This window comes from Vreelandella sp. H-I2, assembly GCF_052959335.1.
Genome location: NZ_JBRAMC010000006.1, coordinates 21,807 through 44,576 on the forward strand (window position 1 = coordinate 21,807; position 22,770 = coordinate 44,576).

The 22,770-nt window shown below is 52.1% G+C and carries 21 protein-coding genes and 1 pseudogene; 18 read left to right on the top strand and 4 right to left on the bottom strand.

The genetic code is table 11. The features are described from left to right. Positions 1 to 8: 8 nt before the first annotated feature. The 3 genes and pseudogenes from ACUVOF_RS15225 to fliF form a co-directional block, all read right to left on the bottom strand. Positions 9 to 782 (bottom strand): flagellar assembly protein FliH, encoded by a 774-nt coding sequence (locus ACUVOF_RS15225; RefSeq protein ID WP_447045175.1) that lies wholly within the window; start codon positions 780 to 782, stop codon positions 9 to 11. After that, a complete protein-coding gene (gene fliG, locus ACUVOF_RS15230; protein WP_447045176.1) occupies positions 775 to 1,782 on the bottom strand; it encodes a flagellar motor switch protein FliG in 1,008 nt (335 codons plus the stop codon). The genes ACUVOF_RS15225 and fliG overlap by 8 nt, the downstream gene beginning before the upstream one ends. Then, positions 1,775 to 3,545, bottom strand: a pseudogene (fliF, locus tag ACUVOF_RS15235) (flagellar basal-body MS-ring/collar protein FliF). The gene fliG and the pseudogene fliF overlap by 8 nt, the downstream one beginning before the upstream one ends. A 255-nt stretch (positions 3,546 to 3,800) precedes the next feature. Here fliF and fliE point away from each other — a divergent pair. Continuing rightward, the gene (gene fliE, locus ACUVOF_RS15240) at positions 3,801 to 4,133 is read left to right on the top strand and encodes a flagellar hook-basal body complex protein FliE (RefSeq protein WP_447045177.1); all 333 of its coding nucleotides are present in this window, start codon (positions 3,801 to 3,803) and stop codon (positions 4,131 to 4,133) included. Between the two features lie 45 nt (positions 4,134 to 4,178). On the opposite strand, the gene ACUVOF_RS15245 is transcribed toward fliE, so the two are convergent. Beyond that, complete coding sequence (locus ACUVOF_RS15245) at positions 4,179 to 4,544, bottom strand: flagellar protein FlaG (protein ID WP_447045178.1); 366 nt, start codon at positions 4,542 to 4,544, stop codon at positions 4,179 to 4,181. 344 nt (positions 4,545 to 4,888) lie between these two features. On the opposite strand from ACUVOF_RS15245, the gene ACUVOF_RS15250 reads away from it, so the two are divergent. The 17 genes from ACUVOF_RS15250 (at position 4,889) to cheY (ending at position 22,745) form a co-directional block, all read left to right on the top strand. Beyond that, entirely contained in the window at positions 4,889 to 6,580 is a 1,692-nt protein-coding gene (locus tag ACUVOF_RS15250; protein WP_447045179.1) for an HD domain-containing phosphohydrolase, read from the top strand. A gap of 211 nt (positions 6,581 to 6,791) precedes the next feature. Beyond that, on the top strand, positions 6,792 to 7,208 hold the full coding sequence (gene fliS / locus ACUVOF_RS15255) for a flagellar export chaperone FliS (protein WP_447045180.1): 417 nt from the start codon (positions 6,792 to 6,794) through the stop codon (positions 7,206 to 7,208). Positions 7,209 to 7,215: 7 nt separating this feature from the next. Next, the gene (locus tag ACUVOF_RS15260; RefSeq protein ID WP_447045181.1) at positions 7,216 to 7,620 is read left to right on the top strand and encodes a flagellar protein FliT; all 405 of its coding nucleotides are present in this window, start codon (positions 7,216 to 7,218) and stop codon (positions 7,618 to 7,620) included. After that, entirely contained in the window at positions 7,617 to 8,906 is a 1,290-nt protein-coding gene (gene fliK, locus ACUVOF_RS15265; protein WP_447045182.1) for a flagellar hook-length control protein FliK, read from the top strand. Before ACUVOF_RS15260 ends, fliK begins: the two co-directional genes overlap by 4 nt. Then, the gene (locus ACUVOF_RS15270; RefSeq protein WP_447045183.1) at positions 8,890 to 9,183 is read left to right on the top strand and encodes an EscU/YscU/HrcU family type III secretion system export apparatus switch protein; all 294 of its coding nucleotides are present in this window, start codon (positions 8,890 to 8,892) and stop codon (positions 9,181 to 9,183) included. The genes fliK and ACUVOF_RS15270 overlap by 17 nt, the downstream gene beginning before the upstream one ends. 106 nt (positions 9,184 to 9,289) lie before the next feature. Then, positions 9,290 to 9,622 carry a flagellar transcriptional regulator FlhD gene (gene flhD / locus ACUVOF_RS15275; RefSeq protein WP_447045184.1) on the top strand — a complete coding sequence of 111 codons (333 nt, stop codon included), beginning with the start codon at positions 9,290 to 9,292 and terminating at the stop codon, positions 9,620 to 9,622. Next, entirely contained in the window at positions 9,619 to 10,161 is a 543-nt protein-coding gene (flhC, locus tag ACUVOF_RS15280; RefSeq protein ID WP_447045185.1) for a flagellar transcriptional regulator FlhC, read from the top strand. Before flhD ends, flhC begins: the two co-directional genes overlap by 4 nt. A gap of 252 nt (positions 10,162 to 10,413) precedes the next feature. Next, entirely contained in the window at positions 10,414 to 11,283 is an 870-nt protein-coding gene (motA, locus tag ACUVOF_RS15285) for a flagellar motor stator protein MotA (protein ID WP_113271036.1), read from the top strand. Continuing rightward, positions 11,280 to 12,227, top strand: coding sequence for a flagellar motor protein MotB (gene motB, locus ACUVOF_RS15290; RefSeq protein ID WP_113271037.1), 948 nt, complete (start codon positions 11,280 to 11,282; stop codon positions 12,225 to 12,227). The genes motA and motB overlap by 4 nt, the downstream gene beginning before the upstream one ends. Positions 12,228 to 12,269: 42 nt before the next feature. Then, positions 12,270 to 14,357 carry a chemotaxis protein CheA gene (gene cheA / locus ACUVOF_RS15295; protein WP_447045186.1) on the top strand — a complete coding sequence of 696 codons (2,088 nt, stop codon included), beginning with the start codon at positions 12,270 to 12,272 and terminating at the stop codon, positions 14,355 to 14,357. Then, positions 14,354 to 14,851: a chemotaxis protein CheW gene (gene cheW, locus ACUVOF_RS15300; RefSeq protein ID WP_113271039.1), complete on the top strand. Its 498-nt coding sequence runs from the start codon at positions 14,354 to 14,356 to the stop codon at positions 14,849 to 14,851. The genes cheA and cheW overlap by 4 nt, the downstream gene beginning before the upstream one ends. Positions 14,852 to 14,983: 132 nt before the next feature. Next, the gene (locus tag ACUVOF_RS15305) at positions 14,984 to 16,249 is read left to right on the top strand and encodes a methyl-accepting chemotaxis protein (protein ID WP_447045187.1); all 1,266 of its coding nucleotides are present in this window, start codon (positions 14,984 to 14,986) and stop codon (positions 16,247 to 16,249) included. A 57-nt stretch (positions 16,250 to 16,306) separates the two neighbouring features. After that, positions 16,307 to 18,478 (top strand): methyl-accepting chemotaxis protein, encoded by a 2,172-nt coding sequence (locus ACUVOF_RS15310; RefSeq protein WP_447045188.1) that lies wholly within the window; start codon positions 16,307 to 16,309, stop codon positions 18,476 to 18,478. Then, positions 18,475 to 19,347: a CheR family methyltransferase gene (locus tag ACUVOF_RS15315; RefSeq protein ID WP_447045189.1), complete on the top strand. Its 873-nt coding sequence runs from the start codon at positions 18,475 to 18,477 to the stop codon at positions 19,345 to 19,347. The genes ACUVOF_RS15310 and ACUVOF_RS15315 overlap by 4 nt, the downstream gene beginning before the upstream one ends. Positions 19,348 to 19,438: 91 nt before the next feature. After that, a complete protein-coding gene (locus ACUVOF_RS15320; protein ID WP_447045190.1) occupies positions 19,439 to 20,500 on the top strand; it encodes a protein-glutamate methylesterase/protein-glutamine glutaminase in 1,062 nt (353 codons plus the stop codon). A gap of 81 nt (positions 20,501 to 20,581) precedes the next feature. Next, positions 20,582 to 22,282: a methyl-accepting chemotaxis protein gene (locus tag ACUVOF_RS15325; RefSeq protein ID WP_447045191.1), complete on the top strand. Its 1,701-nt coding sequence runs from the start codon at positions 20,582 to 20,584 to the stop codon at positions 22,280 to 22,282. Between the two features lie 73 nt (positions 22,283 to 22,355). Further along, positions 22,356 to 22,745 carry a chemotaxis response regulator CheY gene (gene cheY, locus ACUVOF_RS15330; protein ID WP_447045192.1) on the top strand — a complete coding sequence of 130 codons (390 nt, stop codon included), beginning with the start codon at positions 22,356 to 22,358 and terminating at the stop codon, positions 22,743 to 22,745. The last annotated feature ends 25 nt before the right edge of the window (positions 22,746 to 22,770 follow it).

Genomic DNA, 22,770 nt, shown 5'->3' on the forward strand with positions numbered 1-22,770 from the left:
GTATCCGCCTAGGATGAAGTATCGGTAGAGGATGGTGGTGAATTGAGACCGCGTTTGCGTGATTGAGCTTGAATGGCCTGCCAGCGGCTTTCGAAAGTAGCGTCAATTTCACCCTGTGCACTGGTTACCCGGCAGCCGCCACGGGCAAGTTGATCATCGGGTTGCAGCTTCCAGTTAGCGGCCATAAGCTCATTGCCTAAGTGCTCTACTACCAAGTCGTGGTCATTGGGGTTGAGCCAAAGGCGTTGTTGACCTACCAAGGGCGGCTCGGTGTGCAGAAGCTCACGCACAATCACTAAAATTTGTTCAGGCGTGTCCTGAAGGGCATCACTGGCAAGCTGCTTGCCGGTTGCCAGCGCCAGCTCAACAAGATCATGGGCGATGGTATCGTCAATGCGCTCTAGTGCATCTGAAAATTGCTTGCCCAGCGTTTTTAGCGGCGTAACGGTAAGCCGAATTTGCTCTTTTAATTCGGTCTGTGCCTGTTCAGTTGCTGCTGCTAATCCTTTTTCCATCCCCTCTTTGTAGCCCTGCTCAAGGCCTGCTTTATAGCCATCCTCTTCGGCTTGCTGACGAATGCGCTCATACAGTTCCTGGCGTTCACTTTCTTCACGCTGACGGGCCAATTCGGCTGCTTTTTGTGCCGCTAGTACTTTACGCTGATGAGCCGTTGGCACCTCACCGTCTGATGCTTGGCCGCTCTTGGATGAGGCCAGCTCATCCATTTGCCAGCGTCGCCAATCACTGTGGCGGTCAAATTGAGGGGAGTGTGTATTAGACATACTCATCGTCTCCGCCTGCCAGGACGATTTCACCCGAGTCCGCTAGTCGCCGTACAACTTGCAAAATAGTTTTCTGTTCGGTTTCGACTTGCGAGACGCGGATAGGGCCCCGGGCTTCCATATCTTCACGAACTAAATCGGCTGCGCGCTGCGACATATTGCGCAGGAACTTGTCCACCAGCGCCTCCTGTGCACCTTTAAGTGCCACCACCAGCGAGTTGGTGTCGACTTCCTGAAGCACCATTTGAATGGCACGGTTGTCGAGATCGAGCAGATTCTCGAACAGGAACATTTCGTCGATAATCTTCTGGGCTAAATCTTCGCTGTGAGCACGTACGGTCTCGATCGCAGTCTCTTCTTGAGAAGAGTTCATCAAATTGAGGATTTCGGCAGCTGTTCTTACGCCGCCCATTTTGCTGCGCTTGAGATTCTGGCCATCCAGCATGCCGGTAAGTACTTCGGTCAATTCCTGTAACGCGGCGGGTTGAACGCCGCTGAAAGTGGCGATACGAAGTACCACATCATTGCGTAGTTTTTCCTCAAATAGTTCGAGAATATCGGACGCTTGATGACGATCCAGATGAACCAGAATGGTCGCAATAATTTGTGGGTGCTCGTCGCGGATGAGCTCAGACACCATGGATGCTTCCATGAGGTTAAGGGCGTCGATCCCTGAATTATTGCCTGTCGTCTCAAGGATATCTTCAATCAAGCTAGACGCACGCTCGCTGCCCAGCGCTTTGGTCAATACCGAACGAATGTGGTCACTGGAGTTCAGGTTAAGCGCTACAAACTCTTCGTTCTCTTTATGGAACGCTTCGAGCACCGCTTTCATGTCATCATGAGAGACTTGAGTGAGGCGGGCCATTTCCATACTAATTGTTTGCACTTCGGTCGCGCCGAGGTATTTAAACACTTCGGCGGCACTATCTTCCTCGAGTGCAAGCAATAGAATGGCGCTCTTACGGGCGCCGCTCATTTCAGCAATTGAACTACTCATTAGCATTCATCCAGCTACGAATGATCATCGCGACCATGCGGGGATCTTCCTGCGCCATTTCACGCAAGTCGTTGAGGTTATGCTCATAGAGAGAGGTTTTACGCCGACGTTTCGGCTTGGCATAAGTCTCGTCGGTCTCATCAGGTGTCTCTTCACCTTCATCATCACCGTCGCCCACGCTAGCGGTCAGCGTACCGCCAGGCGTCGCTGCCGCCATGACCGGTGGCTGAGTGTAGCGCTTGATTAAGGGGCGCAAAATCAGCAGGTAGAGCAATAAAATAGCCAACGCAACGAGAAGGTAACGGCCCGCTTTAGAAGCCATCGATAGAATAGTGGGGTCCTTCCACCATTCGATCTCCGCCGTTTCTTCGACACTGCGCGCGAAGGGTGAATTGACGACCTCAACTTCATCGCCGCGTAATTGCGAGAACCCCATCGCTTGACGAACCAAGCGCTCAATTTGAGCCACTTCATTGTCCGTTAGGGCAACGTCAACCCATTCATCCTCTTCGTTCATTTCGCTGCGATAATTGACTACCACCGCAGCGGAAAGCCGCTCTATCTGGCCGAGGCGGTGCTGGACATGCTCAATGCTACGATCGACTTCGTAGTTGATAACGTCGTCTTGACGTAAATTACGCAGCGCCTCGGGGCGCGTCTTCTTGCTGGTCGGCTTCCGCTTCCTCGCCTTCGGGCTGGTTGATGGGAGAGGGCAGCGTACCTGGCGGTGTATTGCTTAGTGCGCCTGGAATGCCTGTAGCCAAGGGGTCTTCACCATCATACGCGAGGCTAAGTTGGCGGCTACGCACCGCTGCTTCGTTGGGCGGCTGATTGGGGCCGTAGCGTTCAGAGGTCTGCTCGCGCCGTGAAAAGTCTATTTGTGCGGCAACTTGGGCGCGTACGTTATCGCGCCCCAAAATGGGTGTTAAAATATGTTCGATACGCTGTTGGTAAGAGCGCTCCACCTCAGCAATATACTCAAGCTGCGAACCATCCAAATCATTGCCATTGCTTGTCTCAGCAGACAACAAACGGCCATCCTGGTTAACCACTGTGACGTCTTCAGCGGCCAGTTCTGGAACGCTTCCAGACACCATATGAACGATGGCGCTAACCTGACCCTCACCCAGGATGCGGCCGGGTAATAGCGTTAGCACTACGGATGCTTTCGCGGGTTCGCGATCACGAATAAACACCGATGGTTTTGCCATGGAAAGGTGGACTCTTACGCCTTCCACTGGCCCAAGCGACTCAATTGAACGCGCAAGTTCGCCTTCCAGGCCACGCTGATAATTAATTTGCTCAGCAAATTGGCTAATCCCGAATGCTTGGCTATCCATTAACTCCAGGCCAAGGTTACCGCCACGGGGTAATCCCTGTTCCGCTAACTGCAGGCGCAGGGTGTGCACCTGATCGCTGGGCACCATTAGTGCTTGGCCGCCTTCGCTGAATTGATAAGGAATGCCACGCGTATCGAGCTCGTTAATGATGCTGCCGCCATCAGCTTCGCTCAGATTGCTGTAGAGCACGCGATACTCTGGGCTGCTAGCCCACATGAAGAGAACCGCCACGATAGCGATCGAGGCGGCACCGGCGATAAGCAGCGCGATGAGCGGATTGCTGCGCAACTGCTTCAGCGTTCGCTCAATGGCTGAGCCGCTGGTGGGATCGCGTTCGGTATTTCCACTCGCTGTATTTCCACTACGGGGAGCAGCTTGATTCGTGCTGTTTTGACGGCCTGCCGTTGCACCGGTTTCGCTCATGCGTCCCTCCAAAGGGGCAGGCAAAACTGGCGTCGGCCAAGGCGCATCACCAAAGAGGGCATAGGCTATATCCGTCAATCGCGGTTATCCGCCAAAAAGATGAGGCGGAATTGTGATGGATGCCATTATCCGGTGGCTAGTCACGCCTAAAGGAAAGATAAGCTTCGCTTTTTATGCGCATTTGTCCGTATGAGTTAGAGTGCTTCGATGTTAGGCTTTTTGCATTAGTTCTTTTTTGCGAATTGAGGTAGGCGTATGAGCACTCCCGCAATACAGGCTGCGCTACAACAGATGCAAGGTCTGGCCACTCAGGCGGCATCCACGCAGCCTCTCAGTGGTGCTCAGGCGTCAGCAGCGGTGGGGAACGGCGGTTTTGGTGGTGAGCTACAGGCCTCGATTCAGCGTATTAACCGACTTCAGCAGACAGCTAATAGTCAGGCGATGGCTTTTCAGGCGGGTGACCCTAATCTGCAGCTTAATGATGTGATGGTCGACATGCAGAAATCCAGCGTTGCTTTTCAAATGGGGCTTCAGGTTCGCAACCGCTTAGTATCTGCATATCGAGATGTTATGAACATGCAAGTGTAGTAATTATTACCCTTGCTGATGGCCCTAGGCTTGTTGCGTCGTGCGTTAGGCTTCCAGAGAGATTATCTGGCCTTGCATCTCTTCTAGCCGCTCAGCAATTTTTAATATTTCTTCCGCTGGGATCTGGCGTATTACTTCTCCCGACTCTCGGTCTACTACTCGCGTAATCACGCGTGAAGTATCTTCGCTTAGCTCAAATTCTAAACCGCGTGGACGCATTGCTTCGTTAATGCGTTGAATGGGTTCGATCAGTTCGCCGCCAGATATTTTTCGCTCGTCCTTGTCTGCGTTTTTAAGTGGGCTGTTCGTTGGTGCAAGTTGAGCCAGCGTTTTTTCTAACCGCTGGCTTGGGTTTAAGTTGGCAAGCGTCGATGACAGCAGTGTTGTTGCTTCGGTGGGTAGTGAGCTCATAGGGCACGTTCCTCTTTAAAGTCAGCTCCGGCAGCCAGTCGTGGTGCAGTAATGAGAAACGGCAGCCATAGCTCGGATTTTTATTTCTAGTTATACGCCACATGATCATTATCGACAGGACTTTAAAAAACTTTACCCTCCTCAGTGTTTAGTAGTGTTTGCTTACTTCTGAGAGCGCTACATATATATAACCGCCTGTCTTTGCTTGCTGCACTGCTTGCTATACCCCGCTTAATAAGCATGCGAATGATGCTCTTTTTGTACATACGCCAAGCTGGTCGCATCTGATATGCTTCGTCGCTTTGCGGTGAGCTAATTAACGCATGAGAGCAAGTGAGGCGAAAATGGTAGCGCAGCAGGATGAGTTTGAAACAATAGCAAACATAACAGCGATCGAGTCTCTGCTGGGCACGTTAATCGAAGGCGGCGGTGTTTCACTTTGCCTTGATGCGGCTGGTGCCCGCCCTGAGCCCATTGTCTTAATGGAGCAGCACCCCGGGCAAACACTGGTGATGGATCTTTCATCTGTCAGTTACTTACTTCACCACCTTCAAGACGGGGCAGCTTTCTACTTACGCGCGCAGGCGCAGGGCAAAGTAGTCCAGACGCCACTACTGCATTTGACGGAAACGCGCCAGGCAGGTGGGCGTTTTCTGTGTTGCTGTGACTATCCTGCTACGTTGGCTATTTTGCAGCGACGCGAGTCATTCCGCGCTGAATTGCGCATGGGGATGGTGGTGACGGCAGGCCTGTATGGTAGCGATGCGGATGTGGTAGAAGGCGAGTTGCGAGACCTTTCCCAAGACGGCTGCCAGCTTGAATTGCCGTTAGCGGCCAGTGGTCTGCTGGCGGCAGCGGTGAGACCTCTAACACTCGCGTTCACTTTTCCCGATGGTACTTATTTTGAAGTGCTTGGGAATGCCCGTCATCAAAAAACAGACGCTGAGCGCCATCTGCTGCGTGTTGGCTTCAACTTCGTTGAGTGCAGCGCAGAACAAGAACGGCAGATTTGGTATTTTGTATGTGAAATAGAGCGCGAGGCGGCCCGTTATAAAAAAGAAGAACAGAGCGAGCGTCAGCCTTCTCCATTATTTGCGCTGCCCAATAAGCGCTCTGACGCGGGTGAAATGCTTGGACGGCGGGACATCAAGCGCTACGCTACGCCGATGGCGCGTCGGTTAGTAAAAGTAGCGGCCTACCTGGATGCGCAGCTGCTGTCGTTAAAGCAAGGTAGTGATATCGATGGTCGCCAGCTCTCTCGCTATGCTGATCGAATATTGGAGCTTCACGAAGAGGATCGTGACGCGTTGCTATTTGCCTCTCGCTGCCTATCTCCTGAGCCCTTGTTAGTACGCCACTGTATCGCGGTGGCTATTCATTTGCTTGATTTTGTGGGTGCCAGCATGCCGCGTGAATTGCGCAAAGCAATTGTGGCCAGTGGCCTTATCCATGATCTTGGTAAAGCACTGGTTCCCCAGGTCTTATTCAAGGCGCCGCACTTTGAAGCGAGTCACCGAGAGGCGGTCAGTGAGCATGTCCAGCTGTTGTTTGATCGCTTGCATAACTGCCAGTGGCTATCGTCGGGTATTGCACAGGCCGTTATTAGGGGAATTAATGAGCGTATGGATGGCAGTGGATATCCTGAAGGCGCGGACAAGGCTGAGCTTAGTGAGCTGGCGAAAGCCAGTGCCGTCGTCGATGTGGTCGAGGCGATGCGGCGTGATCGTGCTGATCGTCCGGCTAAAACAGCGCAACAAATTTATCGGCATTTGCTCCAACATCCGCACCACTTTGATATGCGCTGGATTAAGCGCTATATCGAGCATTTCAAGGCCCTGCCCGTGGGGTCGCTGGCGTGTTTCTCCAGTCAGCAGCAGGGGTGGGTTTTGCGCATAGATGACAAGGGCAATCCTCTCGAGGTGTTGCTTGCCCCCACCGTAGAGCCGCCCATGCGTGACAGTGTGGGGGCGGTGGTGCGGGACAACATCACTGAACGACTTGGACGAACTGTGAGCGAGATAGCTGTCTCTACCTGAAAGGGTAAAGCGTGTTAGGCATACGGAAATGATTGGCTTTTTGTGTCAGCAATAAGTTTTCTACATAAAAGCCATGCTGTCGTTAAAGTCTATCCCACTTGCGCCGATATAAAGCAGTAGCAGAATGAAGATTGCTATTTAATTAAACATTTAATATTCGTGATTAGCCTGCGCTAAAGGGGTATTAAAATCACGTACAGGAGTTCCGCTTATGACTTACTCTCGCGGTGGCGCCGTCTATGGACGGGGGGCTAATGCTTATGCGCGCGTCGGCGTAGAAAGCGGAGTGATGTCGGCAGATCCTCACCAGCTTATCGTACTATTATTTGACGGCGCTCAGGCCGCTATTCGTGCTGCGCGAATTCATATGCAGGCAGGCAATACGGCTGAGAAAGGCAAGTCGATATCGAAAGCGATTGATATAGTTAATAACGGCCTTGCAGCTGCGCTTGATAGAGAGAAAGGCGGAGAGATTGCCGAGCGTTTGGCATCGCTTTATGACTATATTGCGCGCCTATTGTTGGCAGCTAACCTGCGCAACGATGAAGAGAGCTTAAATCAGGCCGAGCGCTTGCTTGAAGATATCGCCTCAGCCTGGCGTGATATTGGTCAACGGCAGAGTGCGTGAGGCAATAATGTCAGCTTCCCCATCCGCTCATGATAAACGGGCTCAAGAGACGCTGCTCACTAGCTATGAAACGCTATTGAGCAGGGTTGTACACATGCATGAGCTGGCCAATGCCGAGCAGTGGGCGGAACTAATTGATCAGCGTACAAGCTATGTGGTGTTGGTAGAACAGCTGCGCGAGCTGGATTTAACCGTATCTCTTGATGCCACTGCCCAGCAGCGTAAATCAGAACTGCTTGAGCGTATTCTTGAGCACGACGTTGATATTCGGCGTCGCTTAGTGGCGCGTCGTGATGAGCTCGGTAAGCTAATTGAAGTATCGCAACGTCAGCGAGACTTGCACCGTGCTTATGCACCGCAGCAAGGCACTGCGGGGCCATATACAGAAGATGATGCGACGAGGTCGACGTGAGCGGTATTACACCGCTCATTGATACGCTCTTGCACCAAGTGCTGGGGCGACAAGGTGAGGTGTCTTTGAAGCGAGCGCTGGATCAGCCGGTGAAGCCTATTTCGTATAGCGAAGGGCCGCGTGCGGTGATGGGTGATTCAAATTTGGATGGACGTTCATCGACATCGCCGCTAAATGATCTAAAACGTTTGCCTCTTCCGCTGGATGGAGGACGAACGTTGCCACGTGGTGAGGCGCTGCCTTCCTCACCCGGGTCAACGCAGACGCATTTTAGTCCTGCTGCGCGAACGATTGCCGATGTGCTGCTACGTTTCCCCGCGCCGCCCTCTGTAATGCGGCCAGATGTGGCCCTTATTACCAGCCAAGAAACACCCGGGGCCAGTGCGGTAGCGACGCGCTTAGAAGCCAGTATTCGAGATAGTGGTCTGTTTTATGAATCGCATCTAAAGCGCTGGTTTCAGGGCGAAGGCACTCGCCAGCAGCTAATGAATGAACCGCAAATGAAGTCTGGGGCCCGTCCGCTAGCCTCCTTTTTGCCCACTGGTCTGAATGCAACACAGGCGTTGATGAGTGCGAGGTTGGCGCCTCTAGTGGCACAGCCAGTGGGGCAGGGGGGAATGGCAATTTTGCCCAATGTACCGTTAGTGCCTGCCACGGATGATCAAGCCTTGTCTGCTCGGTTGGGTGGCGCGACGTCCTCTTTATCCACTGGTTTGACGGCAGCTTCTGCTGCCTCTCCCCAGGCTTCCGCTGCTCCTGCCCAGGCAAACCCCGTGCCTATGGCTGGAGAGGGGCGTGAGAGTAGCCAGGCTAAAGTAGAGTTAAGCCATGCTAGAGAAATGACAGAACTGGTTGCTAGCCGCCCAGCGCGCGAGATTGTGCATGAAAGCCTGCAGAGTTTGGTACGCCAGCAGCTTGAGATGCTGGTTATGCCAACTATCCGCTGGGAGGGGGATGTCTGGGCAGGCATCTTTATGGCCTTAGTGATCCATCTGCCCGCCCGAGAGAAAGGGCAAGAGGATGGGGCGCATGAGGGCGAGCCGGAAGGCGGGTGGCGCTCTGACATGCAGTTAGATGTCCCCAATTTGGGGGCGTTCAACGCGTCGCTGTGGCTCTATCGAGATGTGTTAAGTATCGATTTCACCACCGAAAGTACGCAGGCGTATGAGCGCATTGATGCTGGGTTGCCCATGTTAGAGAAGCGGCTAAGTGCCTTGGACTTACAAAAAGTGCAGCTGCGCGCACGCTTGATTGAAGTGGAGAGTGCCCATGGCCACCCCGGGTGAGCGCCGCCGACAAGCCGTTGCTCTGGCTTATCAAGAGAATGACCGTGCGCCCCGAGTCGTGGCGAAAGGCTATGGAGATCTGGCCGAGCGCATCATGGCAGAAGCTCAACGACAGGGAATTTATGTGCATGATGCACCTGAGCTTGTGGCGCTTTTAATGCAGCTAGATCTGGACGCAGAAATCCCTGCAGGTCTCTACCAAATCGTCGCAGAACTCCTTGTGTGGGTGTTCGAACTATCAGAAGCAGGGCTAAGTCCTCGCAAAACGACTGAGTAGCCAATTATAGACGTTGTATGCAACCATGATGGCTGGTAATTAAAAGTCATTAACGGCGCTAGTATAATGGACACAATGTCGCGCCTGAGTCATTTAATGGAACATCATGAGTCAAACCAACTTTCTCGATGAAATTCAGGAAATAAACTTAGCTTATTTGCTTCTGGCGCAGCGCTTGCTTGATGAAGATCGTGAGGCTGCCATGTTTCGCTTAAAAATAGATAGCGATGTTGCCGAGCTTATTGTGTCACTTAACGCTCGCCAACTGACTAAGCTTGCACGAACCAGTCAGCTGCTGTGCCGCTTCAGCCAAACGAGTGCTGAACGCTTGCGCCAGCTCACTGACAATCCGCGTGATCAAGGCTTGGCCGGTTTGCATGCGTCGCTGATGTTGGCCAGTGAGCCGTTTGAGCCAATGCCGCCGGGAGAGACAAAGTGAGCCAGAAAAGCTTGGTCGATGAGATGCATCAAGTGCAACTGGCCATCGAATTGATCGAGCTTGGTGCGCGCTTACAGGTGCTTGAAACAGAGACAGCATTAAGCCGCACGCGGTTAATTAAGCTGTATAAAGAAGTGCGCGGCATGTCGCCGCCAAAAGGGATGCTGCCTTTCTCCACCGATTGGTTTATTACCTGGCTGCCAAATGTTCATTCGTCGCTGTTTTATAACATATACATAAGCTTAAGGGAGAGGGCGAGCTGTGAGCGTATTGATGCCTTTGTTAAGGCGTATCGTCTCTATGATGAGCAAATGTCGCTTGACAATATGGAGTCGGTGCTTGGACTGACACGTGCTTGGACATTAGTGCGCTTTTTTGAGAGTGATTTGCTGCAACTCAATGAATGTACGCGTTGCAACGGCCAGTTTGTGGCTCATGCCCATAGCCCTGCTCAGCAATATGTGTGCGGAATCTGTCAGCCCCCTTCACGGGCGGGAAAAACGCGCAAAGTGCAGCAGGATAATAGTGAAAAAATGTAACAAATTCCGTGACGTTTCCACGAATGGCTGGAATTAGGGTATAAGAAGTAATAATAAGCGTGTAGTGATAAAAGATGAGTGTATCGGCCTAGATAGCTGCAAAATTCGGTGGTGCTTTCCCATTAAAAAACAGTTTAGCCCTAGTATGATAAAGCTAATTTATGCTTGAGACGGAACGCTACTTAACCATCAGAACCGACGGTTAGGTTTTGGTTCCCTTACTTAATACTGAATACCGCAAGGACTCTGCTTGTGCTGATACCTCTAGGCTATGTAATCGTATTGCTGTCTGTGTTTGGTGGCTATGTGCTGGCAGGTGGCAGCTTAGGCCCCCTGTACCAACCGCTTGAGTTGCTTATTATTGGGGGCGCGGGTGTTGGTGCATTCATCGCAGCGAACAATGGCAAGGCGATTAAAGCAACGTTCAAAATCCTACCGCGGCTCAAGCGTGCTAAAAAATATAACAAAGCACTCTATATGGAGCTTATGGCGTTGCAGTACAAGTTACTGTCTAAAATTCGCCGTGAAGGGATGTTAGGCATTGAGCGGGATATTGATAATCCGCAAGAGAGCCCGTTGTTTCAAGAGCATCCTACGGTACTCGCCGATCCTCATATCATGAATTTCCTGACGGACTATCTGCGCTTAATGGTAAGCGGCGGCATGGAGCCAATGGAAATCGATGAGCTAATGCTGCATGAAATTGAAGTCTTTGAACAGGAGGCCCATGTCCCCATTGATGCGATTGCCAAAGTGGGCGATGCGATGCCTGCCTTTGGCATTGTCGCAGCGGTCATGGGGGTTGTTAAAACGCTTACATATGCTGACGCTTCACCCAGTCAGATGGGTGAAATGATTGCCCATGCGCTAGTGGGCACCTTTCTGGGTATTTTGTTGGGCTATGGTTTTGTCAGCCCACTTGCAAGCTACATCGAACGACAGGCTAAAGAAGCAGAAAAAATGCTTCAGTGCATTCGCATTACGCTACTCGCAAGCTTGCACGGTTACGCGCCGCAGTTAGCTGTTGAATTTGGCCGCAAAGCCCTTTTCGCCGCTGAGAGGCCGAGCTTTACGGAGCTTGAAGAGTACGTAAGGGATGCGAAAAAGGCCGGTAACGCATGAGTAAGGGTGGTGACAAGCGTCCGATCGTCATTCGGCGCAAAAAAGTGGTTCATGCCCACCACGGTGGCGCTTGGAAAATTGCCTTAGCGGATTTTATGACCGCCCTGATGGCTTTTTTTTTAGTGTTATGGATTCTCAGTATCGCCAGCGAAGAAGAGCGGAAGGGAGTCGCTGAGTACTTTAGCACCCCGCTGGTAACCGCTATCACCGGTGGGGACAGCTCAGGTAGTACCAGCGTGATCCCAGGCGGCGGGCCAGACCCAACACACAGCGATGGGGAGCGGGCGCGCATTGATACCCTTCAGCGTACTCGTCCAAGTATGCAGGAGCGGCGTTTTTTCAGGGACGTGCAAGAGCGGATTGAGCGCGCCATTGAGCTTGATCCAGAACTGCGCCAGTTACGCTCACAAATGCGCTTTGACTTAACCCGTGAGGGGCTGCGCATACAGCTATTAGATACTGATCAGCGACCCATGTTTGAGTTGGGTAGTGATCAAGTCGCGCCCTATATGCGCAGTTTGCTGCGCACTATTGCACCGCTACTTAATGAACTCCCCAACGAGTTAAGTATTAGTGGACATACCGATAGCGTGCCCTATGCAGGCGGCTATCGCGGCTACAGTAATTGGGAACTTTCCAATGATCGTGCCAATGCTTCACGCCGCGAGCTTATTTCTGGTGGGTTTGATCCTGGTCAATTGCTACGTGTGTCAGGCTTTGCAGACCGGGTGCTGTTGCCCGAGACTGAGCCAACCGACCCTATCAACCGCCGTATAGAACTGGTAGTGCTGCTACCTGAGATAGCCGATGCCATCCGTAATCCAACCATCATGGGGCCGGAAAGTGTATCGCCGGAAGCTTCAATCGATGCGCTAGAAGCTTCAGCCGAAGCGCAAATTGAATCAACACAACAAGACGAGCCTCAGGCGCAAGATCCCGAGTGACCAGAGCCCGTCATAAAATACGACGTTAAGGTGGAGCGGTGCATGGATATAGCGGATTTTTTTGACACCTTTTTTGAAGAGGCAGAAGAGCTGCTGTCGGATATGGAGCAGCATTTGTTAGAGCTGGATGTCGATGATCCAGACAGTGAGCAGCTCAATGCTATTTTCCGTGCCGCCCACTCGATCAAAGGAGGGGCCGGAACCTTTGGTTTTACCGTGTTGCAGAAAACCACACATATTTTGGAAAACCTTCTCGATTACGCACGTAAGGGCGAACTGACGCTGCGAGCCGACCTCGTCGACACCTTTTTAGAGGCTAAAGACATCATGCATGAGCAACTCGATGCCTACCGCAGCGAAGAGGAGCCAAATCAAGAGGCATTTGAGCGCATTTGCCAAACGCTGCAACAAATTGCCCTGGATGAAATAGGCCAACAGTTAGATGGGCCAGCGACGCCAGCCGCTGAACCACAAGCGCCATCAGCACCTGCGCCCAGCACTGAGGCGAAAGAGAAGCTAGCCGACGGCCATCTGTTAGTCGCGCTGCTTAATGTTAACGATAAAGATCGAGTGTTGCTGGTTGAGGAGTTAGAGCAGCTCGGCGAAGTACAGTCCCAATCAGGCGACGCAAAGCGCTATGAGGTAATCCTCAAAAGCAGCGACAGTGCTGACGATATTGAAGCGGTCATGTGTTTTATTATCGAACCGGATCAAATTGAGATTATGGCCATTGAGGGCGCTGCTGAGCCAGCCAGCTCTGTGTCAGCAACCCATGAGCCAGAAGCGCCGGTGGCTATAGCCCCTGCGCCGCAAGTATCGACGGAAAAACCATCAGCTACGGCAGAACCAGCAAAGGCAGTTGCCAAAGAGAAACCTAAAAAAGCCGCCGCTGAATCGTCTTCAATCCGGGTGTCTGTGGATAAAGTCGACCAAATTATCAACTTGGTGGGTGAGTTAATTATCACCCAGTCGATGCTTGATCAAACAGTGAGTGATTTAGAAGACCAGTCCGTGGGTAACAGCTCATTGCAAAATGGCATGAGCCTTTTACAGCGCAATGCGCGTGACCTCCAAGAGGCGGTCATGTCGATTCGTATGATCCCAATGGAGTTTGTCTTCAGTCGCTTTCCCAGGGTGGTACGTGACACCGCCGGTAAATTAGGCAAAGAGATCGAACTGATTACCGAAGGCAAATCGACCGAGCTGGACAAAAGTCTGGTTGAAAGAATTACCGATCCATTAACGCACTTAGTGCGTAATAGCCTTGATCACGGTGTGGAGATGCCGGATGTACGCGAAGCTATTGGTAAGCCGCGTACAGGCAAATTAACACTATCGGCGCGCCATCAAGGTGGCAATATTTTGATAGAAGTGCGCGATGATGGCGCCGGTATGGATCGTGATCGTCTGCTAGCCAAGGCACGTGAAAACGGCATTAACGTATCTGACACCATGACCGATGAAGAGGTCTTTCAGCTCATTTTTGCCCCCGGTTTCTCAACCGCTAAAGAAGTGACCGACGTATCCGGTCGTGGCGTGGGCATGGATGTGGTGAAGCGGAATATTCAGAGCATGGGCGGTCGGGTTGAAATTCAGTCGAAGCTAGGCGAAGGCACCAACACGCGTATCGTGTTACCGCTTACGCTGGCTATCTTGGACGGTATGTCCATTAAGGTCGGCGGCGAGACATTTATTCTTCCGCTGTCTACCGTGCTTGAGTCGCTTCAACCCTCTAAAGACGATATGTACGCCATGGCCGGAGACGACGTGGTGATCAAGGTACGTGACGAATACCTGCCAGTGATCGCTATTCACGAAGTGCTGAATGTCGAAAATGCGATTACTGACCCTACCAAAAGCATCGCCGTTATTGTGCAGGGCGAAGGTCGCCGTTACGCCATGTTGGTCGATGAGCTGATCGGACAGCAGCAAGTCGTAGTTAAAAATCTGGAAGACAATTATCGCAAAGTACCCGGGATCTCGGCCGCGACCATTTTAGGCGACGGTAGCGTTGCGTTGATTCTGGATATTACTGGTTTACACCGCCTGAGCCGATATAAAAAAGAGGCAGGCAAAAAAGTAGTAAACAATCAAAACCTATCATCTTTTAAGGAGGCTGAGCCGTCATGAGTCAAGCCAACAATGGTGCGGTACTAGCCGCAGAAGCCGAAAACCGTGAATTTTTAGTGTTCTCACTAGGCGATGAAGAGTACGCCATTGATATTTTGAAAGTGCAGGAAATTCGTGGTTACGAAAACGTAACGCGAATTGCTAACGCACCCGACTTTATTAAAGGGGTTACCAATCTACGCGGCGTCATTGTACCCATCGTGGATCTACGCATTAAGTTTCACTTCGACAAGGTCGAGTACGGTGGCCAGACGGTCGTGATTGTGGTCAATGTTGCAGATCGCGTGGTTGGTATCGTGGTCGATGGTGTTTCCGACGTAATGACACTGACCCCTGAACAGATTAAACCGGCGCCAGAATTTGGTGTCACGCTCTCGTCTGATTTCCTGAGCGGATTGGGCAGCCTAGACGATCGCATGTTGGTATTAGTAGACATTGATAAGCTGTTAACCAGCGACGAAATGGCGTTAGTTGAAAGCACCAGCAACCACTAAGACGAATCAAGCACGGCACAGGGAGTGTGCCCCTCCGTTCTACCTAATGACGCATTCTCGCGCTATGGAAAGTGCTTGCGAGTGCCGGTTATGCGTGGAGTACAAGGCGTGACACAGCGAATGCGGCAATTAATGAATAATATGACAGTTCGCTTAAGTTGGGGGCTAGTATTAGCAACTCTTTCGGTACTTGTCTTAATTGCCAGTGGTATCGGCCTTTATGCTTTGCATCATGGCGCGGCAATCGTGCAGGCATCTAACGATGTGCAAACCCAACAAGCCCTCTTCAGCGCTTTTGCAGCCACAATTCGTTGGGTGCTCCTCGGTATCGTGGTCATGACAATTGCCACGGTTATCGTAGTTATCTGGGGTGTAACTGCCAATGTATTGCGTCCGCTAGATAATTTAGTAAGTCATTTTGAGCGCATGGCCCAGGGTGACTTAAGCCAATCTATCACCTCGCCGGGTAACAATGAGATAGGGCGTCTTTATAGCGCTATGGCGCATATGCAGAGCGCTCTATCGCAAACGGTAGGCACCGTACGGACTAGCGGCACATCGATTTTCGAGCGCTCACAACAAATTGCCAGTGGTAATAATGATCTCTCCTCGCGAACGGAGCAGCAGGCATCTTCACTGGAAGAGACAGCTTCCAGCATGGAGCAATTGGCCTCTACGGTGGGCCATAACGCTGAGAATGCCCGCCAAGCCAGTCAGCTGGCCGGAAGCGCGACTCTGACGGCACGCCGCAGTGGTGAAGAAGTCGGAGAAATTGTTAACACTATGCAGGATATCAGCGCAAGCTCTCATCAGGTCGCTGATATTATTACCGTTATCGATAATATTGCATTTCAAACCAATATCTTGGCACTGAATGCTTCTGTGGAGGCTGCCCGTGCTGGCGAGCATGGTAAAGGGTTCGCCGTGGTCGCTCAGGAAGTTCGTAGCTTGGCCAGTCGTAGTGCATCGGCGGCAAAGGAGATACGCACGCTGATTGAGGCCTCGCTCAGTAAAGTTGATAGTGGCACCCAGCGGGTCAATCACGCGGGGGAAACGATGCAGGGCTTGGTGGCTGCTGTCCAGCGTGTCAGCGATATCATGGACGAAATTGCGGCAGCTTCTGAACAGCAGAGCAGTGGAATTGGGCAAGTGAATCAAGCTGTTGCACAAATGGATCAGGTTGTGCAGCAGAATGCCCAGCTGGTTCAGCAGGCGGCAAAAAATGCCAATGAGCTTGAAAGCGAAGCCGCTCGCTTACGAGAAGCGGTGGAGCGCTTCCGTGTTGCTGGCGGATCAAATCAAAACGCCCCTTCTTCCTTTTCTGCGTTTGCTTTGCCTGCGGTATTAGCTGGCCGTAGGCAGCCAGAGGCACATACCGAAGAGTGGGCATCGTTTTAAGCTGCCGAGTAGGGTCGGTACGCTCCTATTAACAAAAAACACTAAAAAAGGTATTCCATGCGTAATAATCAGCCAGTTTCTCAGCGTGAAATCGAACTAAAAGAAGATGATTTTTTAGTTTCGCGCACCGATACCAAAGGGCACATCACCTACGCGAATCCTGCGTTTGTCAATATTAGCGGTTTTGAGCACGCAGAGCTGATGGGGGCGCCGCATAACTTGATACGTCATCCGGATATGCCGCCGGCCGCCTTTGCAAACCTCTGGCAAACCGTGCAGACAGGGGAAACGTGGCGCGGGCTGGTTAAAAACCGCTGTAAAAATGGTGATCACTACTGGGTGGATGCCAGCGTGACACCGATCATTGAAGACGAGCAAGTGGTGGGCTACACCTCGGTGCGTGTTCAAGCCGCGCGGGATGCCATTGAGCGGGCAGAGCGGGCATACGCTGAAATTCGTGAAGGCCGCAATAAGCGGCTTTATTTAGATAATGGCCGTCTACGTCAAAAAGGGTTGTTCAACCGTTTATCTCGGGTGCGTTACGACACCATCCGGGCGAAATTGACAGGCATGATTGTTGTGGCAGGGTTGCTGTTGTTAGTTAGCGGTGGCCTAGGGTTGTATGGATTAAATGCATCGGGCGAGCGCTTGGGGCAGCTGAATAATGATGGCTTACGTGACGTTATACGCTTACAGCAGATTGATCAAACCATCGCCCAGACCCGTCAAATGATGATCGAGCCTGAACGTATGGAACTGATCAATATGCGTTTTGAAATGGGCGAAAGTATTGAGGAAAGCACAGAGGAAGTCACAGCCGCATGGCAGGAATACTACTCTCGTGATGTCAATAAAACCGAGCTTGCCACCGAGTTTGATCAACAGCTACAGACTTTTTTGCAAAATGGCATGGGTCAAGCGGCGAGCGTGCTTCAGGCGGAAGAGACCTACCAAGCTTTCACCGGCTTGGATGCAGTCATCAGCGTGATGAACAGCGATGGCCGCGCCTTGTCAGGCATGGTCAACCAATTGATTGCCCAAAAACAACAAGCAGCTGAAGCTATGGCGCTTGACGCGCAACAAGACCAAACCACCATGTTGGGTGCGCAAGCCATCGTGCTTGGGGTTGGCTTATTATTGCTGATTTTGATTGGGGTGGTTACCTTGCGTTCGATTGTTCGTCCATTAAAAAGTGCAGCGCGTTTTACGCTGCAAATAGCGGGCGGTAACTTGGCAGCTAAAGTACCTCCTCAGCGGCGCGATGAAGTGGGGCAACTGATGGACTCGCTGAATACCATGCGCAAAAGCCTCAGTAGCATTATTGCCGATGTAAAGGGAGGCATTGATGTTGTTACTCCAGCTGCCCAGGGCATCGCCACTGGTAACGAAGAGTTATCGTCGCGCACTGAACAGCAGGCAGCTTCTCTGCAGCAGACTGCTTCCAGCATGGAAGAAATGACGTCTACCGTGCGGCAAAACAGCGAAAACGCTCAAGAAGCTCGCCGCCTAGCCGATAGCAATGCTATCCAGGTAACGAATACAGGCGAGTTAATGGCGCAGTTGGTCGATAACATGCAGCGTATTACCCAAAGCTCCCAGCAAATGGCCGATATTATCAATGTGATCGACTCAATAGCGTTTCAGACCAATATCCTCGCGCTAAATGCGTCGGTAGAAGCAGCACGTGCAGGAGAACATGGACGTGGTTTTGCCGTGGTGGCCGAAGAAGTCCGTAATCTAGCTGGCCGCAGCGCAGGCGCTGCTCAGGAAATCCGTGGACTGATTGATGGCTCTAATCGCGAGGTAAGCGCGGGGGCCAGTTTGGTAACTAAAGCCGAAGCAGCGATCAGCGAAGTGGCAGAAGCCGCACGTAGTGTGACGCAAATCATGCACGAGATTTCGGCCGCTTCTGAGGAGCAGAGCCATGGGATTGCTCAGGTTAACCAAGCGGTAGCAGAAATGGACCAAGCTACCCAGCGCAATGCGCTACGTGTGCAAGAGACGGCGCGTGCGGCGGTTTCCCTAGAGAAACAGGCGGGGCTATTAGCACTATCGGTAGAAGCATTTCGATTAAATAGTAAAGCGGGATTACGTCCGCCTGCGGTGACAGCAGTCAAACAAGTGGCACAGATGCCCAACGTGCTTACTGCTCAACAACCTGGCGCAGCGTCGCCGAATCCGCCCGTTAAACGGCAAGCAGCCTCAGTAGAGGAGTGGGAAGCGTTTTGACCGAACAACGTGAACGGGTTGTAGAAGCAGGCCAGTGGGCATCCAGTAATCAGATTGAGCGTGATCTGGTACTCACCGATGCGGATTTTGCGCGTATCCGCGAGTTGATCTATCAGCGTGCCGGTATTGTGCTGGCTGAGCATAAACGTGAAATGGTCTACAGCCGCTTAGCAAAGCGGCTGCGCCACCATGGCATGACGCGCTTTACGGATTATTTAGTGCGCTTAGAGCGACAGCCAGAGGCCAAGGAGTGGGAGGCGTTTACTAATGCGCTAACGACCAATCTCACGGCTTTTTTTCGCGAAGCACACCATTTTCCGTTGTTAGCTGAGCATATAAAAAACAAGCAAGACCCGGTCACTATCTGGTGCTCGGCAGCTTCGACGGGTGAGGAGCCTTACTCACTGGCGATGACGCTGCTGGAAACGCTGGGTGCTAAAGCGTCGCAAGCCAAGGTGATTGCGACCGATATTGATACTGATGCCTTGGCAAAGGCCCGCGCGGGCGTCTACCCCCTAGAACAGGTACGCAAGCTCGATGAGGCGCGGGTAAAACGTTTTTTTCAGAAAGGTACCGGTAACCATTCGGGCTTTGCTCGGGTGCGGCCAGAAGTGTCAGCCTTAGTCGAGTTTATGCCGCTTAACCTGCTGGCGCCGCAATGGCCGATTAAAGGCCCTTTTGATGCGGTTTTCTGCCGGAATATCATGATTTATTTTGATAAAGATACTCAGTCCAAAATCCTTAAGCGATTTGCGCCACTGATGAAGCCCGATGGGTTGCTGTTTGCAGGCCACTCAGAAAATTTTTCGTATATCAGTGATGCGTTCAAGCTGCGTGGCCAGACCGTCTATACCCTGGCTAAAAAATGAATAAATGTCGTGTCTTTATGATCGCTTTAAGCGCTGTTGCTCCGGCGGTTGCAATCACACATCAGGCGTCTATAGCAATAGGAGGCGTGCTTTGAGCGCAGCCAAGATCAAAGTTTTGTGTGTCGATGATTCGGCGCTGATTCGCGATTTGTTAACAGAAATTATTAACTCCCAGCCTGATATGGAAGTCGTCGCCGTCGCGCCTGATCCAATTGCGGCCAGGGATTTGATCAAGCAGCACAACCCTGATGTGTTGACTTTAGACGTCGAAATGCCGCGTATGGATGGTTTGGACTTTCTTGAGCGTTTGATGCGCTTGCGTCCCATGCCGGTGTTAATGGTTTCGTCGTTAACCCAAAGTGGTTCAGAAATCACCCTGCGTGCGCTTGAGCTTGGCGCGCTGGATTTCGTCGCCAAACCGAGCCTTGGCATTCGTAATGGCATGATGGAGTACGCGAGCGAGATTGCTGAAAAACTGCGCGCCGCAGCGCGTTCACGACCACGTCAGGCGCGGCATAAAAACACCCCGCCGCCTGCAGCTTTGAAAGCCCCGTTAGTAACAAGTGAGAAGCTGATTATTATTGGCGCCTCGACCGGTGGCACCGAAGCGATACGGGCGGTGCTTGAACCCTTGCCCGCTAACGCCCCTGCGATTTTGATTACCCAGCATATGCCCGGTGGTTTTACCCGCTCATTTGCTGAACGGTTAGATCGGCTGTGCCGGATTACCGTGAAAGAAGCGACCGATGGCGAGCGAATTCTGCCCGGGCACGCTTATATTGCCCCAGGCGATCAGCACCTTAAGTTAGCGCGTAGTGGCGCCAACTACGTCGCTCGTTTAGATAGCGGCCCACCGGTTAACCGCCATCGCCCTTCGGTAGACGTGCTGTTTCATTCAGCGGCTCAACACGCAGGCAAGAACTCCATCGGAGTAATCCTTACCGGCATGGGAAAAGACGGCGCAGTTGGGCTACTTGAAATGCGCCAAGCGGGCGCGCCCACCATTGCCCAGAATGAGCAATCTTGTGTGGTCTTCGGTATGCCCCGTGAAGCCATCGCGGTCGGGGGCGCAGTAGAGGTAGTTGCATTAGATGACATCCCCACGCGCATGATGGCATTGATAGCAGCCTCCGGTCGTGCGCAACGTGTTTAGTGCAAAGTTATAAGAACTAACATACGAAGTTTGTATAAAAAAATTGACATAAAAACTAATACGCTCGCAAGGGAATTTTCAATGAACCGTTTACTGCGTAATTTGAGTATTCACGCCGCTGTGATCACAGCGCTCGCCTGTTTTGTTGCCCTGATTTTTTTAACTGCGGGCATGGCGGTTGTGGCCGATCGTAATTCACAAAATAATCTGGCGACGCTCAGTCTTATCAGTGATAGACAATTAAACGAGATTAACCGCGCCGACTCGCTGTTAAACCAAGCGATGCTGGCGATGGAAACCGCTTCAAACTACTTGATGGTGTTTGAGTACCAACAATCTGATGAGCAGGTTGCTGTTGCTTATAATCGCATTGAGCGTGCCGAGCGGCGGTTTGAGCGCTTCGCCACAGCCTCTTTCTCCCCGCAGGGCGAGCCGTTGGCAAACGCGCTGATTGAAGATTATCGTATGGTAATGGGGCTGGTTAAACAGCAGTATAATACGTTTGAAAATAAGAATTTAGACTCCTACAACGACCTACGCAACGAGCTGGTTGAGCCATTGAGCAGTTTGGCGACGAGCATGACGGCGTTTGTGAACTACGGTTTCCAGCGGGTAGATGCTATTCGTAAGGACGCGGCAGCTGACGGCGATCTGTTTACCATGATTAATGCGGTAGTGGTGATCTTTGCGCTATTGATGACCTTAGTGATCTATCTAGGGTTACGCCGCACCGTGATTGCGCCGCTAAGAGGCGCCATTCAGCGCCTTGATGCGATTGCCGATGCCGATCTCACCGATCCGCTACCAGAAGCGGGTAAAAATGAAATTGGCCGCCTGTTTGGCGCCATGGGCACCATGCAGCAGAACCTTACCAATATCGTTAGCCGCGTACGTGAAGGCAGTAATGAAATTCACCACGGCACCCGCGAAATTGCCAGCGGTAACGCCGACCTTTCATCGCGCACTGAACAGCAGGCCGCTTCGATTCAAGAAACCGCCGCTAGCATGGAAGAGATGACCGCTACGGTAAAACAGAACGCCGATAACGCCCGCCAAGCCAGTACATTGGCAGCAGATGCCTCAACCACGGCAGAGCGCGGCGGGGAAGTGGTCGCGCAAGTGGTTCAGACCATGCACGGCATTTCTACCAGCTCGAAAAAAGTAGCTGATATTACCAGCGTTATTGATTCAATTGCCTTTCAAACCAATATTCTGGCGCTAAACGCCTCGGTAGAAGCCGCGCGCGCTGGCGAGCAAGGCCGAGGCTTTGCGGTAGTGGCTGGGGAAGTGCGTAATTTGGCCAGCCGCAGTGCGGATGCTGCCAAAGAGATTAAAACGCTGATTGATGTCTCGGTAACGCAAATTCAGCAAGGTTCTACGCTGGTCGAGCAGGCAGGCACCACGATGTCGGATGTGGTCACAGCCGTTCGACGTGTGACCGATATCATGGATGAAATTTCCGCCGCCTCCCAAGAGCAGAGCGATGGTATTGAGCAGGTTAGTCAGGCCGTTGGCCAAATGGATCAAGTCACCCAGCAAAACGCGGCATTGGTGCAAGAAGCCTCTGCAGCCGCCGCCTCGCTTGAAGAACAGGCTAACCGATTGGAACAGGCAGTAGCCGTGTTCAAACTGTTGGGTATGCAGGCTGCGGCACACCAGGCGCTACCGTCTGCGTCCTCAACTTACACACCTACCAACGCGATGCCTGCGCCCAAGGCCGGTCAGCAAGCCCGTCGACCTGCCCCGCAGCGTAGCGACCAAGAAGAGTGGGAAGAGTTTTAAAGAAACGCTTTAAACCCCCTGACTGTGTATTTCCCAGTTACCCCTGTGCTATGTACTGAATAGAGGATGACCGATGGCAGATAAAAACATGAGTTTCCTGGTTGTAGACGACTTTCCCACCATGCGTCGGATCGTACGTAGTCTACTTAAGGAACTAGGTTTCACTAACGTGGATGAAGCAGAGGATGGTCAGGATGCGCTTAATAAGCTGCGTGCTGGCAATTTTGACTTTGTCGTTTCCGATTGGAACATGCCGAACCTTGATGGCCTGGAGATGCTCAAGGAGATCCGTCAGGATGACGCCTTGAAAGACCTTCCTGTGTTGATGGTGACCGCAGAAGCGAAGAAAGAGAACATTATAGCGGCCGCTCAGGCGGGCGCTAACGGCTATGTCGTCAAGCCGTTCACTGCCGCTACCCTGGAAGAGAAGCTCAATAAGATCTTCGACAAACTGGGTATGTGAGCAACTGGGCCTATGTGCTTGGTTA

Bases quoted from the DNA above. Each gene is read 5' to 3' on its own strand.
- cheY (WP_447045192.1), top strand. From the start codon at position 22,356: ATGGCAGATAAAAACATGAGTTTCCTGGTTGTAGACGACTTTCCCACC.
- ACUVOF_RS15225 (WP_447045175.1), bottom strand. From the start codon at position 782: ATGTCTAATACACACTCCCCTCAATTTGACCGCCACAGTGATTGGCGA.
- ACUVOF_RS15260 (WP_447045181.1), top strand. From the start codon at position 7,216: ATGTCAGCTTCCCCATCCGCTCATGATAAACGGGCTCAAGAGACGCTG.
- motB (WP_113271037.1), top strand. From the start codon at position 11,280: ATGAGTAAGGGTGGTGACAAGCGTCCGATCGTCATTCGGCGCAAAAAA.
- ACUVOF_RS15305 (WP_447045187.1), top strand. From the start codon at position 14,984: ATGAATAATATGACAGTTCGCTTAAGTTGGGGGCTAGTATTAGCAACT.
- fliG (WP_447045176.1), bottom strand. From the start codon at position 1,782: ATGAGTAGTTCAATTGCTGAAATGAGCGGCGCCCGTAAGAGCGCCATT.
- ACUVOF_RS15270 (WP_447045183.1), top strand. From the start codon at position 8,890: ATGGCCACCCCGGGTGAGCGCCGCCGACAAGCCGTTGCTCTGGCTTAT.
- cheW (WP_113271039.1), top strand. From the start codon at position 14,354: ATGAGTCAAGCCAACAATGGTGCGGTACTAGCCGCAGAAGCCGAAAAC.
- cheA (WP_447045186.1), top strand. From the start codon at position 12,270: ATGGATATAGCGGATTTTTTTGACACCTTTTTTGAAGAGGCAGAAGAG.
- flhD (WP_447045184.1), top strand. From the start codon at position 9,290: ATGAGTCAAACCAACTTTCTCGATGAAATTCAGGAAATAAACTTAGCT.
- ACUVOF_RS15250 (WP_447045179.1), top strand. From the start codon at position 4,889: ATGGTAGCGCAGCAGGATGAGTTTGAAACAATAGCAAACATAACAGCG.
- fliS (WP_447045180.1), top strand. From the start codon at position 6,792: ATGACTTACTCTCGCGGTGGCGCCGTCTATGGACGGGGGGCTAATGCT.
- ACUVOF_RS15310 (WP_447045188.1), top strand. From the start codon at position 16,307: ATGCGTAATAATCAGCCAGTTTCTCAGCGTGAAATCGAACTAAAAGAA.
- fliE (WP_447045177.1), top strand. From the start codon at position 3,801: ATGAGCACTCCCGCAATACAGGCTGCGCTACAACAGATGCAAGGTCTG.
- ACUVOF_RS15245 (WP_447045178.1), bottom strand. From the start codon at position 4,544: ATGAGCTCACTACCCACCGAAGCAACAACACTGCTGTCATCGACGCTT.
- ACUVOF_RS15325 (WP_447045191.1), top strand. From the start codon at position 20,582: ATGAACCGTTTACTGCGTAATTTGAGTATTCACGCCGCTGTGATCACA.